Origin of the sequence: Streptomyces sp. H27-H5 (assembly GCF_026627505.1) — a bacterium.
Taxonomy (GTDB): domain Bacteria; phylum Actinomycetota; class Actinomycetes; order Streptomycetales; family Streptomycetaceae; genus Streptomyces.
In genome coordinates this window covers 1-11,495 of the sequence record NZ_JAPNLK010000157.1, presented here as the reverse complement: position 1 = coordinate 11,495, position 11,495 = coordinate 1, and the positions used below count along the sequence as shown (strand labels likewise).

Sequence of the window (11,495 nt, the reverse complement as noted above, 5' to 3'; positions counted from 1 at the left end):
ACCCCCGAGGACGCACTCGACACCGCCTGCCACCTCCACCTCACCGGTCTCGACACCTGACACGGGCAAGCGCACGCCAAGCCCGACGTCAACCCCCGAAGGATTTACGACGCAGACCACTAAGAGCCCGTGAGCGGCAGCCTTCAGAGGCCCGCCTCGCATCCTCGGTCGGCGTCGCCGGACGCGGGCGGTTTCTCCGCCCCGCAGTGGCACTTGGCGCTTTGCCATCAACCAGTGTCGTGAAAGTCGTGTAATTCGACGGGCCGTGGGAACGATCAGGGACCCCGAACGGGCCTCTCCGCTCTCCTACTTTCAAGGATCGCCGATGCTTCCCGAGTTCCACTCCCACGCGTCCCTCCCCGTCTCCCAGCAACTGGAGCAGCGCCTGGGGCTGGACCCGCGCCTCGAAGCGGGCCGAATCGACATCGAGCGCGTTGCCGACATCGCCGTCGTCGCATCGGCCCACTCCGACGGATACGCGGCCACCGCACACCTCCTCGGACTCCTGGCAGCGCTTCCCGCTCCCACGCAGGCCGGAGAACGCTTCTGGTCCGACTTGTGGAGGTCCTCAGGCTCCCTCTACCTGCTGCCCGCCAACATCAAGACCTGGGTACTGAGTTCACTGGCCGGAGAAGGCACCGGTCTGGCCGGACAGATCCTCTCGGCTGTCAACGAGATGACCCCGCCCCAGCGCATCGCGGCCGCAGAGGTCATCGGTCAGGCACTGGCCGAATCCGACCACCTCCCCGACCTCAAGACACAGGTCATCGGCGAACTGTGGCTCCGCGACCTCGAACTCACCGCCTGGCGTGTGCTGCACGCGGACCACAAGACTGCCGATCCGTCCAGGCGGGAGGCTTTCCTCGACGCGTGGACGAAGGCCTGAGCAACCAGGCTCCTCACCGACGCGATACAACCGCTTCCTCAGCCTCCCGCACTGTACGGGCGCCTCTTCCCGCCTCGCCGTCCCCGCCCCGGCTCGTCTCTGATGTAGCACACCCCCCGCCAGGCGGGAGCTGTCCCCCGTGGCCGAAGGGTCCATCGATGACGGCGAGACACCGGCGTTCGCCGTGGCGGCAGCGCCAAGGCGGGGGGCTCCCCGGGTTGATCCGGTGGCGGGTTCGGACACGGTCCGAACCCGATACCGTCGGCGCAGGAACACCAGCCGCGGGGGAAAACATGACCGACCACGACCAACCGTCACAGCGACCTGCCCCCGTGGATTCCCGGCCGGACCTGGTTCGCGTCCGCGGCGAACTGGACCTGGACACCGGGCGCGCCGCTGAGCTCGACGCGGCCCTGCGGCGTGCGGTCACCGATCCCGACAACCCCGCGGAGATCACGGTCGACGTCAGCGAGCTCATGTTCTGTGACTCCACCGGCCTGAGCATCCTCCTGCACGCCCAACTCGCCGCCCTCTCCCACGGCCGCACCCTCCGACTGCCGGCACCCAACCCCCAACTCGTCAAACTCCTGCACCGCACCGGCGCCCTTCCCCTCTTCACCCTCGACCCGCCACCGACCGCCTGACCCGCACCCGCCCGCTCGATGTCCCACGTGCGTTCGCGGGTGGAGAGCGCTCTGTGGGCAGTCGATGGTCCGCTCGACCTGTCGTGTGACGTCCAGGACGATCCGCCGGACGGCCGGGTCGGCGACAGCCGGGTTGCCGGCCTGCCGGAAGGGTCCCAGGGTGTCTTGGTCGAACTCTCCGACGCACGCGATCACCCGCACGTCGTCGCCTTCGTCCGGCAGCACCAGTACTTCTTGTTGCACAGGTCTTTCCTTGAACGCACGCGTGCCCCCCGTCCGGTCACCCTTGGATGGGAAGTGCCGACGTGGATGTTCGGTTCGTCCACGTCGGCCCTATGGTGATACGGCAGTCGCGTTGGCGGTGGCCGGGACGGTGTCGTCTCAGGCCGCGGCCCCGGCGTCCGCGGCCGCGGTGGCGGGCTCGTGCTCGGCGTTGAGGCGTTGGGCTTCCCGAAGCTGGTCTTCGAGGACGACGATGCGGCAGGCCGCCTCGATCGGGGTCCCCTCATCGACGAGCTCCCGGGCGCGGGCCGCGAGGCGGAGCTGGTGACGGGAGTAGCGGCGATGACCGCCCGCGGAGCGCAGCGGGGTGATGAGGCGGGCGTCGCCGATGGCACGGAGGAAGCCCTGGGTGGTGCCGAGCATGGCGGCGGCCCGGCCCATCGTGTAGGCGGGATAGTTGTCGTCGTCGAGACGGCCGAACGAGTCGTCTGCTGTCATCGCACCTCACTGCGAAACAGGTGAAGGAACAGGGGTCTGGGTACGGGGAGGGGCCCTGGTGCTTACCGCACCAGGGCCCCGAAGGAACTGCTACACCATCTGCCGGCCCTGATACTGCGCCGGCCTCATTCCGCACACCCGCCTGAAAGGCAACGGGTGATGCGGGGATCGCGGTTGTTCGACCGGAGACCACCTCACTCACGATGTCCTGCGGTACCCGGACTCGCGTGGCGTCCGGGCGATCCCGATGATGCCCAATCCCTCCGTTCATCCCTCGGATGATCAACTACCTACCTACGGGAACTGCTGATACTGCGAACGGCTGGTACTGCTCCACTCGGAACTACTGGTGATGCGCACTGCGGGTACTGCTGTAATGCGAACTGCTTGTACTGCTCGTGGCCTCATCAAGCGCCACACTTTCGGCAGCCAGCCCCGTCGCCCATCCTGCATCCACTCTGGCTTGGAACCCCACTGCCGAACCTCCCGATGCGCGCGCCCGCAGCCGACGCCTTCACCGAGGTACCACTCCACTGACTTCACTGCTGGGGTACTGCGAACTGCGGGTACTGCCTGTGGCGGCCCCTGATGACCGCGGGCCACCCGATCCGGTGATCAGCCCCGTCGCCGTCCCGCAACCACTCTTGGCTTCGACACTCCATCACCGCACCGCACTGCTGAACTGCAACCACCTGTACTGCGGTACTACTGCCCGGCAGTTCATCTCTGCCAGGCCCCTTCGTTCTCTCTGGGCTACGAGAGAAACCATAACCACAACACCGCCCGATGTCTACTCCAGCCGACACAGATTTTCGCGCGGTGGACAGCGAGGTAATCGGTGGCGATGGCACACAGGCACTCGACCCGGCCGAAAGGGCGACACAGCAGGACGGACCTCAGATGACGCGGCGGCGACCGAGCCGCAGGTCAGAGCTGCGAAGCCGGGGGGCTCCCGGTGGGTTCGCGCACCGCACGGGCGGATACCGTCTCAGCAGGAACACCGACGACGGGGGAAACCGTGACCGAGCATGACCACCCGTCACAAACGCCCGTACCGGCTGAGCGGCCGGACCTGATCCGCGTGACCGGCGAACTCGACCTGGACACCGACCACGCCGCCGCCCTCGACGCGGCCCTGCGACGGGCGGTCACCGACCCCACCAACCCCGCCAAGATCACCGTCGATGTCAGCGGCCTCGCCTTCTGCGACTCCACCGGCCTCAACATCCTCATCCGCGCCCAACTCACCGCCCTCACCCACGGCCGCACCCTCCACCTCCAAGCCCCCAACCCCCAACTCCTCAAACTCCTCCACCGCACCGGAGCCCTCACCCTCTTCACCTGCGACACCCCACCAGCCACCTGATCCCAACCGCCCGACCCCCCGGGCACGATCGCGGTGAGCTGCGCCGTGCGGCCGGCGTGCAGGCCCGCGGGCTCCTACGGGCCTGTTCCAGCGGCGCCGAATGCCGGGCCACGTCGGGGATTTCGGCGCGAGCGAACGCGGACCGGGAGCGGTCGATGCGGTGCGGAAGGCGCTCGACGAGACCGCTGCCGATCGGATCGCGTATCCGAACTGGCGGCCGCGATGGCCGATGGCAGTTCTGCTACGCGGCCCTGCGTGGCCTCGTGGAGGTCGGGACGGCGTTGGAGGACGTGGTGCCTGGGGTGACGGTCCACGCGGACGACGTCGGCCATCCGCCCCCTGGTGCCGTGACTGGGAGCGGCTGAGTGGACCCACGACCTGTCCACCATGGACGCCGACCAGGACGGCCTCTTGGACCGGGCCGAGTTCATCTCCGGGATGAAGAAGGCCGTCGCCAACGACCGCGAGGGCATCCTTCAGCGCCTCAGCGTCATGGTCGACGCCTGGATGGACATCTGCGACACTGACGGCAACGGCCTCATCGACGAGGACGAGTTCCAGACCATGTACATCAAGTCCCTCGGCGCCTCCCCCGAAGACCTGAAGGTCGCCTTCGCCAAGCTCGACACCGACGGTGACGGCACCCTGGGGCGCGAGGAGATCCGCCGCGCCACCGAGGAGTACGACACCAGCGAAGACCCCAAGGCCCCCGGCAACTGGCTCTTCGGCGCCCTGTAACCACCGCCGGGCGTCACCGGGGCATGCCGGTTGCGTGCCGCGACGCGGGCCTGGGCGCGAAACCCGGGCGAGCCATCGCGCGGCACGCAGACCCCATGATCGCCGGCAGGCTCCGCCGGTTGTTTCCCGGGTCAGAGTCAGGGTGTGTCGCCCTGCCACAGGAACGGGCCCTCGACGTCGCCCGCGAGGGGCGCGTAGAACGCCCGGCCACCCGGCCCGAACAGGCCCCTGTCGGTGATCAGCAACGCGCCCTCCACTCGGTCCGTGACAGACCAACCGGTGACATCGAGGACCAGACCGTCCAGGGGGCCGCCAGAGAGTTCGACGTAGGCGCGGTCGGGCTGTGGGGCCCGCTCCTCGCGCTGTCGCCGGAACTGCCGTACACCCGTCGTACATCCATCGTGTCCACCCCGCCGGCCTGCCCGCACAAGGGCCTCTCCACCCGCCGAACGCGGGAGACACCGCGCCCATCGTGCCCTTCCCGCCAGGTGAGTACCGGGGAATCCGCGCACTTGTGGGGCCGGCCCCCTCTGACACCGGTGCCGCCACGCACGGGGTGGTCCTGCCTGTTCGACCCGCTGCACCGACCCAAGCCTGTGGCGAAGGGCCGGAGGGGAGTCCGGCCCTTCGGGGCATCGCGGTCGTGTGGTGCGCGCCCCGCGGAGCGCCTCGGCGCGGGCCGGTCAGTTCAGCGAGATCGTCTCCAGCAGGTCGCCGACGTTCGTGTCGGGCAGGGCGCGGGCGACGTCGGCCAGGGCGACGATGCCGACCAGGGTGTGGCCGTCGATGACCGGGAGACGGCGGATCTGGTGCAAACTCATGGTGCGCAGGATCTCGGCCGCGTCGTCGTCGGCGCCGATGGTGACGGCTTCGCCCTGGGCGAGGTCGCCCGCCTTGACCGTGGCGGGGTCCTTGCCCGCGGCGAGGACGTTGACGACGATGTCGCGGTCGGTGAGCATGCCCTTGAGCTTGTCGTCGGTGCCGCAGATCGGCAGCGAGCCGACCTTCAGCTCGGCCATCTTCTTCGCCGCCTCCAGCACCGTCTCCTCAGCGCCGATACACGTCGCGTCCGCCGTCATGATGTCGCGTGCCCTCGTCATGCCGTACCCCTTCGTCCTCCTTCGCCGGGATGCGCACCGGCCTCCTCACGCGGACCGGCCACGGGACCTATGGCTGCCCCCTGCCCCCGATCGGTAACGGCACCCACCCCACAACCACCCTCGGGACCCGGGGCAAGCCCCGTTGTTGTTTCCGCGAGCCGCGCCTCGGCTCCGGGAAGTGCCACGCCAGGATGGAGGACCGCATGCGCCGGCGCATGAGGACGTCGCGAGGAGAGACGCATTGATCACAGTTGACATCGACTACTGCGGCAACACGGTCCTGGTCAGCGTGAGCGGCACCCTCGACGAGGCCGCAGGCCAGGCACTGCAGGCGGCCTTGGACGGCGTCACCATCGATGTGCGGGATCTGTTGGTGGACCTGCACCGCGTCACGGTCATGGACGGCGACGGCCTGCTGCATCTCCTGGATGTGCACCGGCGCGCCGAATGCCTGGGCCTGCGGGTCCTGGTCACCGGCTGGCAACCCCAGCCCCAACAGTGCATGGCCCAGATCGCCGGCATCCCCGGATCCGGTACGGCCACCGGCGAGCGCTACCCGGTCGCCGGCTTCCGCCGCCTCCTCGAAGACCGAGCCCATCGCGCACGAGACACCGCCGACCTCACCGCAGAATGACCGCCCCGCCCCTGACGGGACGGATCGCGGCCGGGGGTGGTGCGTTCTTTCGGGCCCGGGTCGCACCGGCCGCGCGTGCGGACGCGGCAGAGCCCCGCAGGTCGCGGCGCAGCAGCCCGGTGGGCCCGCCGCGGTCCCCTTTCGGGTAGAGGCAGTCGACGAGGTCCATCAGGCGCAGCGGTTGGGGCTGCCAGTCGTAGGCGAAGAACGCGATCTCGCGCCCGTTCAGGCGTCGTGCGAACGTGGTCGGGCCGTGCAGGCCGACGACGTCCATGAACGTCAGGCGCCGCATGTCGCAGGCCACCACGTCGACATTGTTCGGGACTGCTTGTACCTCGTCGAGAGCGGCCCTGGTCTCCACGTCGAGCTCGCCGAGCAGGATGAGGTGCACGGTCGGTCCGTAGCGCCTCATCGTCACCCGGAGGTCCATGCGTCTCACCTCGCCGCGATCGGCGGGCTTGATGCGCGCCCGCCCGGATCCAGACACCGAATGTCCCGCAAGTCGATGGTCACGCCGGCCGGCGGCCGGCCGCAAGTCCGCCGCAACCCGAGCGCACGCCTGCGGCAGGCGTGCCGCGCGTACCGTCCGCGCGCCTCGTGAGCCTCGCGCGGCCTGGGGGCATACCTTCCATGCACACGCGAACGCGCTCCGCTGCCCCCGCTTGGATTGAAGGGACCTCCATGTCGACGCCCTCCGGCCTGTCCCCCGACCCGCCCGCCACCCAAGGCGACGGCCGGCATCCGGCCCCTGAACCGTCGACCCCGCGGGCGGTCGGAATGCTGATGGCACGCGTCCCGTGCTCGGCCCGCGACGCACGACGGATCCTCGCGGCCGCCGCCGACCTCGCCGGCCTCCCCGTCGACGACCTTGCGCTCGCGATCACGACCACTCCCGCCGGCAGCCTTTTGCCCACCCGCCTGGAACGAGCCCTACGCCACGCCATCGAAGCCGCCCACACGCCGAGCGAACCCGGTAGCCAGGCGGACCCCGCGCTGGTCCCGAACGCGGCCCGCACCGAAGAAGCCCTGACCCGACTCCGCGGATGCCAAGCCCGCCTCGCCACCACACCCGACGACCCCGCCGCCATGCGCGCCATGGACGACGCCGCCTACACCCTCTGCATCCTCATGGGCCGCGCTACCACCCACGAGGCCATCGCCGCCGCCGAAACCCAACTCGCCTAGTGCTGTGGCCGGAAAGGTTTGCCGGGTCGCGGTGTCCGGTGCGGTGCATCGCAAGGCGGAGGACTGCCGCTTGTACTGGACGTACTCGGGCGGTTCGACAACGCGGCGAGGTGCCGTGCCGGGCGCCGTGACACGGTGAACCTTTCCGGTCACAGCACTAGACACACCGGCGGCAACTCCCGCCAAAAGTCGGGACACGGTCGGTGTGTCCGCGCCGCGGCGGATTCGGCGATCGTCGTCCCGCAAGAGCCTCTGCCCGGTCCACGAAAGTCTCGGCGAAGTCGACGTACTCGCTGCGGGCGACGCACTGCTCGCGGAGTACGGCCAGTGCCCGGATCCTGCCCGCAGGGGTGCCCAGGACGCCCGCCAACTCGGACCGCACCCGGGGCGCGGTCGGCGAGCAACGCGTTCGACCGGGGTTGAGGCGCTCGCCCAGTACGCCACCCGTGAAAGAGGCGTCGTCGTCCCCACCGGGCGCACACCGAGGAGCTGCCGGACGGAACGGCGATCCGACTGGGGGTGCGGCTGTCCAACATCCGCAGCCGGCGGGACGGGCTGAGCGCCGAGCGGCGCGAGCGCCTGGCCGCGCTGGGGGTGGACTGGGCTCGGTAGTGCCGGCCCCTCCACGGGGGCCGGGACGGCGGGATCCACCACCGGGCCAGACCGGCGCCCGGTTTACGTGCGCACGGGTAGCCGCCACGATCACGCAGCGGTCTCCGCCGGGCTCACCCTGCCCCAAGATGTTCGGCCGAGCGAACTTCGACTCCTCCGCCCAGGTCCTCCACGCCCTCTGATCCACGGAGTGTCGTCTGCCGCGCGAACGCAGTCGTTCTGCCACGGGAGGTATCAGCAGCAGATCACGGATAAGGGCGGGAGCGTCACGGCCCCGCCCTCACGCCATGGGGCTGTGTCGTTCAGACCAGGTGAAGTGGCTCAGGCGGTCACGAGCGCGTCTTCGGCCACCTTTGCGGTGTTGATGAGGGCGACATTGGACTGGTCGGCGATGTTGTTGGCGAGGGTGTTGCCGTTGCTGCTGCCGTGGCTGCTGGTGGTCCCGTCGTTTCCGGCGTTGGCGCCCTCGTTCTGGCTGGCAATCAGGAGGGCTCCGATGTTGTTCCCGATGGTGCTGCCAGGGTCGTCGGCCAGCGCGGGGGTGACCGCGGTGAAGGCGGTGATGCCGGCGATGGCTGCGGGACCGAGAACTCGGGTCAAGATCATGATCATGATCATGATCATGCACAGGAAACGACTGCTGCGCGCGGCTGGACACGGGCGGCCGGGACCCGCTGACATCCGGTGGCAGAACCCGAACCCACTGACGGTCTGATGCCAGACGGCACGGAGCGTCACGAGTCCACAAGATCAGTGCCAGAGCCGCCAACCTTCAGCGGGAACGACACCGGCCTTCAGCTTGTCATTTATCCAGTCGGCGGGGCTTGGTGCCCTTCTTGTGATGGGCGGGTCTGGTGTACGCCTCACCGGTTGCGAGGACCCGTCCCACGTCGTGACGGGTTGCCGAACGGCTGTTTCTGAACCGAGTGGGCGGCCGGGGCCGGTCGGGAGGGTTTGGGCGCACGCGCTGGCGTCGGGGTCTGAGCGTGGAGGTTTCTGAACCCGGTTCAGGCGGGGGTCGTGGTCACCCGCGCCGTGTGCCGCCCGGTCTCGGCGGTCCGGGCCGGTTCACCGACGGTAGCAGTGGCTTAACCGCTCTGTTCTGGTGAGCTGAAACAACCAGCACCGCCCGGTGTGCCGGCGCCTCCACCTGGACAGTGGTCGTAGCCGGCCCGGCTCCCGCCTCGGATACCGTGTTCCTCTACGGGGTGCCATAACGGATGTGACGCCCCCCACCGGAGGTAGTCAGCGTATGAGTTCAAAGCGCAGCAAGAATCCTGCCCTGCCCGTACTTGACGACGCGTTCCGACTCGCGTCGGTCAAGGACGCCGAAGAGTCCACGCGTGACCTGGCCGCGCGGCTGGCCACCACCGAGCTGCGCCGCGTTTCCCACCCGGGCCGGGTCACCTGGGAGCCCACCGATCAGGCCGAGCCCGTACCGGTCCCGCCGACTGTGGTCGACGGTGACGGGGACCTGTGGCTGCGGGACCGGGGCACTGGCACCTGGACCATGCCCGAGTTCAACCCGAAGGAGTTCCCGGCCCGCTGTGGCGAGGTGCTGACGTGGAACGAGCTTGCCTGCGAGTTCGGCCCGCTGACCGCACTGGCCGACGACCGCCGCATCGGCGGCGGCCGGCGCTGACCGCGCAGCCTTCTGGGATGACCGCGCCCCTGAAGCGCCCGTTACGGGTAGCTGGGAGCTCCAGCTCACCGCCGAGCTCGACGATGGCGGCGAGCACGTGAGCGTGGTGGTGGCGTGCGACGGCCTCGGGCAGAGTGGTGCCTGGCGCCACCCGATGTCCTCGGTGCGGTCGGCGTCGGTGGACCAGCCGGGTAGCGGTCGGCCTTCAGTTCGTGCTGAGCGCGCGGCCCAGCTCGCCGATCGACCGCTGCCAGTCGGTCAACTGCCCGAGCAGGCCGCGCACCAGCTCGTCGACGGCGGCCGCCGGGCCGGCGCCGAAGGCCCGCGCTTCGGCGGCGGCCTCGGCGAGGACGTCTTCGTCCAGTTCCTCGAGGGCCTCACGCCACGGAGCGGCCGCAGCGTCGAAAGCGGCCAGGGCGGCGTGCAGCTCGGCGTCGAGAGCGGCGGGCGAACACGGCAACGGGGTGCTGATGAGGATTCGTGAAAATCCCCAGGGTCGCTCTTCCCCTCAGCTGGTTGGGGGTTGAACGTTCTGGGGAGCCTGGGGATCGAGGAGCGGAGAGAAGGCCTCTCGGAGATTCTTCGGGCCCTCGGTAGTGAAGGGCAGTCATCCCCACTTCGCGGGCGGCGGTGACGTTGGCGGCGGTGTCGTCGATGAACAGGCAGCGGTGCAGAGCTGGCCTGGCAGACCTTCCTGCGGCGATTCGACATCGAGCACTTCTTCAGGATGATCAAGCAGACACTCGGCTGGACCGCCCCGAGGCTGCGAGAGGCCGAAGCGGCGGACCGCTGGACCGCTGGACCTGGCTGATCGTGGTCGCCCACACCCAACTCCGCCTGCCCGTCCCCTGGCCATCGACCTGCGACGCCCATGGGAGAAGCCGTCCGAACCGAACAAGCTCACCCCCACCCGGGTCCGCCGCGGGTTCCGACACCTGCACGCCCGAACCTCAACGCCGGCCGAAGTGCCGAAACCATCCCGGCCCGGCCCCGGTCGCCCACCCGGCTCCAAGAACCGCCACCCCGCGGCCCGCTACGACGTGGGCCTACTCCTGGCCACCGGCCAGCCCTACCGCAGACCGACCCACCACAAGATCGGCACCAAACCACGCCGCACCGAATGAATCACAAGCTCAGCGACTCCCAGCGCCCTCGCTCGTTCGTCAGTTGTCGTTGCTCTCCGGGACGATGTCCTGGTGACGACGCATCTGGAACTCTTCGCCGACTACCACCAGATCCATGTGATGGACGAGCACTCCGACAGTGATGTGGGTGGCGCATGGACGGCACAGGCTCTGTTCGATGCCCTCGCCACCGCGGAAGACATCCTGGCGTTCAGCACGGTCAACAACATGGACGTCGTCGTTGCCGTGGACACCCTGGAGGGCGAGCCCAAGGACGACTCTGCCGACTTCGACCATGTGGCGGAGGCGAGCGCCCATGTCCCTTCCGGGCGCCTGACCATCCTGGGGTGCAGCGACTACCTGCCTGACGCTGCCCGGTTCGACGTCCCGGCCGGATGGATGCGTGTCCGTGTCTCCCGCAGCGGCCTGCCGGTTGCAGCCGCGGACCCGCAAGGGTTCGCCCCCGAGGGCATCCGCCTGCAGATCTGGCCCGCACCTCAACGGGAGCTGCGGGTGATCACCAGGTGGACGAGGCCAACGAACGGGGCTTGACCTCCATCGTGACCGCACCCACGGTGAGCCACAGTCACCGTTCGTCCGAGGGCGGACGTTAAATCACAAGGTCAGGGGCTGTGCCCGAACCCCCGAACACCCACAACCGGCGGGACGGGCTGAGTGCCGAGTAGCACCGAGCGCCAGGCCGGCCTCGGCATCGACCCCCTCTCTGTCAGCCTTGGGTGAGACGTCCCGCTTTGTCGGGTTAGCCTGAGAGGGCGCGACAGGAGACCCCACCCCTCATGACCAGCACCAAGCCCGCCGGATCCGACCCGGCGCCGAGGCCGAA

14 protein-coding genes and 1 pseudogene are annotated in these 11,495 nt (G+C 69.3%); 10 read left to right on the top strand and 5 right to left on the bottom strand.

The window, feature by feature from the left end; translation table 11 throughout:
• The first annotated feature begins 325 nt into the window (after positions 1–325).
• Positions 326–886, top strand: a complete 561-nt coding sequence (locus tag OTB19_RS39590; RefSeq protein WP_267803636.1) for a hypothetical protein — start codon at positions 326–328, stop codon at positions 884–886.
• Positions 887–1,218: 332 nt separating this feature from the next.
• Positions 1,219–1,530 carry an STAS domain-containing protein gene (locus OTB19_RS39585; RefSeq protein ID WP_267803635.1) on the top strand — a complete coding sequence of 104 codons (312 nt, stop codon included), beginning with the start codon at positions 1,219–1,221 and terminating at the stop codon, positions 1,528–1,530.
• Between the two features lie 381 nt (positions 1,531–1,911).
• On the opposite strand, the gene OTB19_RS39580 is transcribed toward OTB19_RS39585, so the two are convergent.
• The gene (locus tag OTB19_RS39580; protein ID WP_267803634.1) at positions 1,912–2,250 is read right to left on the bottom strand and encodes a MerR family transcriptional regulator; all 339 of its coding nucleotides are present in this window, start codon (positions 2,248–2,250) and stop codon (positions 1,912–1,914) included.
• 1,018 nt (positions 2,251–3,268) lie between these two features.
• Between OTB19_RS39580 and OTB19_RS39575 the strand changes: the two genes are divergently transcribed.
• Positions 3,269–3,616 (top strand): STAS domain-containing protein, encoded by a 348-nt coding sequence (locus OTB19_RS39575; protein ID WP_267803633.1) that lies wholly within the window; start codon positions 3,269–3,271, stop codon positions 3,614–3,616.
• 387 nt (positions 3,617–4,003) lie between these two features.
• Positions 4,004–4,354: an EF-hand domain-containing protein gene (locus OTB19_RS39570; RefSeq protein WP_267803632.1), complete on the top strand. Its 351-nt coding sequence runs from the start codon at positions 4,004–4,006 to the stop codon at positions 4,352–4,354.
• Positions 4,355–5,037: 683 nt separating this feature from the next.
• On the opposite strand, the gene OTB19_RS39560 is transcribed toward OTB19_RS39570, so the two are convergent.
• Positions 5,038–5,454 (bottom strand): CBS domain-containing protein, encoded by a 417-nt coding sequence (locus OTB19_RS39560; protein WP_267803631.1) that lies wholly within the window; start codon positions 5,452–5,454, stop codon positions 5,038–5,040.
• Between the two features lie 241 nt (positions 5,455–5,695).
• Between OTB19_RS39560 and OTB19_RS39555 the strand changes: the two genes are divergently transcribed.
• Complete coding sequence (locus OTB19_RS39555) at positions 5,696–6,088, top strand: STAS domain-containing protein (protein WP_267803630.1); 393 nt, start codon at positions 5,696–5,698, stop codon at positions 6,086–6,088.
• Here the strand turns inward: OTB19_RS39555 and OTB19_RS39550 are convergent.
• On the bottom strand, positions 6,075–6,518 hold the full coding sequence (locus OTB19_RS39550) for a hypothetical protein (RefSeq protein WP_267803629.1): 444 nt from the start codon (positions 6,516–6,518) through the stop codon (positions 6,075–6,077). The two genes, OTB19_RS39555 and OTB19_RS39550, sit on opposite strands and share 14 nt — an antisense overlap.
• 251 nt (positions 6,519–6,769) lie before the next feature.
• Between OTB19_RS39550 and OTB19_RS39545 the strand changes: the two genes are divergently transcribed.
• On the top strand, positions 6,770–7,273 hold the full coding sequence (locus OTB19_RS39545; RefSeq protein WP_267803628.1) for a DUF5133 domain-containing protein: 504 nt from the start codon (positions 6,770–6,772) through the stop codon (positions 7,271–7,273).
• 519 nt (positions 7,274–7,792) lie between these two features.
• Complete coding sequence (locus OTB19_RS39540) at positions 7,793–7,885, top strand: helicase (protein ID WP_267803627.1); 93 nt, start codon at positions 7,793–7,795, stop codon at positions 7,883–7,885.
• Between the two features lie 321 nt (positions 7,886–8,206).
• Here OTB19_RS39540 and OTB19_RS39535 read toward each other — a convergent pair whose 3' ends face one another.
• Positions 8,207–8,491 (bottom strand): hypothetical protein, encoded by a 285-nt coding sequence (locus tag OTB19_RS39535; protein ID WP_267803626.1) that lies wholly within the window; start codon positions 8,489–8,491, stop codon positions 8,207–8,209.
• 646 nt (positions 8,492–9,137) lie between these two features.
• Here OTB19_RS39535 and OTB19_RS39530 point away from each other — a divergent pair.
• On the top strand, positions 9,138–9,527 hold the full coding sequence (locus OTB19_RS39530; RefSeq protein WP_267803625.1) for a hypothetical protein: 390 nt from the start codon (positions 9,138–9,140) through the stop codon (positions 9,525–9,527).
• 205 nt (positions 9,528–9,732) lie between these two features.
• Here OTB19_RS39530 and OTB19_RS39525 read toward each other — a convergent pair whose 3' ends face one another.
• On the bottom strand, positions 9,733–9,987 hold the full coding sequence (locus OTB19_RS39525) for a hypothetical protein (protein WP_267803624.1): 255 nt from the start codon (positions 9,985–9,987) through the stop codon (positions 9,733–9,735).
• Positions 9,988–10,200: 213 nt separating this feature from the next.
• Here OTB19_RS39525 and OTB19_RS39520 point away from each other — a divergent pair.
• Positions 10,201–10,651 (top strand): annotated as a pseudogene (locus OTB19_RS39520) (transposase); the annotation flags it as partial.
• 72 nt (positions 10,652–10,723) lie between these two features.
• Positions 10,724–11,203 (top strand): hypothetical protein, encoded by a 480-nt coding sequence (locus OTB19_RS39515; RefSeq protein WP_267803623.1) that lies wholly within the window; start codon positions 10,724–10,726, stop codon positions 11,201–11,203.
• Positions 11,204–11,495: the final 292 nt, after the last annotated feature.

What these genes read in the sequence shown, in the direction of transcription:
- OTB19_RS39580 (WP_267803634.1), bottom strand. Translation starts at nt 2,250, where the DNA reads ATGACAGCAGACGACTCGTTCGGCCGTCTCGACGACGACAACTATCCC.
- OTB19_RS39530 (WP_267803625.1), top strand. Translation starts at nt 9,138, where the DNA reads ATGAGTTCAAAGCGCAGCAAGAATCCTGCCCTGCCCGTACTTGACGAC.
- OTB19_RS39570 (WP_267803632.1), top strand. Translation starts at nt 4,004, where the DNA reads ATGGACGCCGACCAGGACGGCCTCTTGGACCGGGCCGAGTTCATCTCC.
- OTB19_RS39550 (WP_267803629.1), bottom strand. Translation starts at nt 6,518, where the DNA reads ATGGACCTCCGGGTGACGATGAGGCGCTACGGACCGACCGTGCACCTC.
- OTB19_RS39545 (WP_267803628.1), top strand. Translation starts at nt 6,770, where the DNA reads ATGTCGACGCCCTCCGGCCTGTCCCCCGACCCGCCCGCCACCCAAGGC.
- OTB19_RS39535 (WP_267803626.1), bottom strand. Translation starts at nt 8,491, where the DNA reads ATGATCTTGACCCGAGTTCTCGGTCCCGCAGCCATCGCCGGCATCACC.
- OTB19_RS39590 (WP_267803636.1), top strand. Translation starts at nt 326, where the DNA reads ATGCTTCCCGAGTTCCACTCCCACGCGTCCCTCCCCGTCTCCCAGCAA.
- OTB19_RS39560 (WP_267803631.1), bottom strand. Translation starts at nt 5,454, where the DNA reads ATGACGAGGGCACGCGACATCATGACGGCGGACGCGACGTGTATCGGC.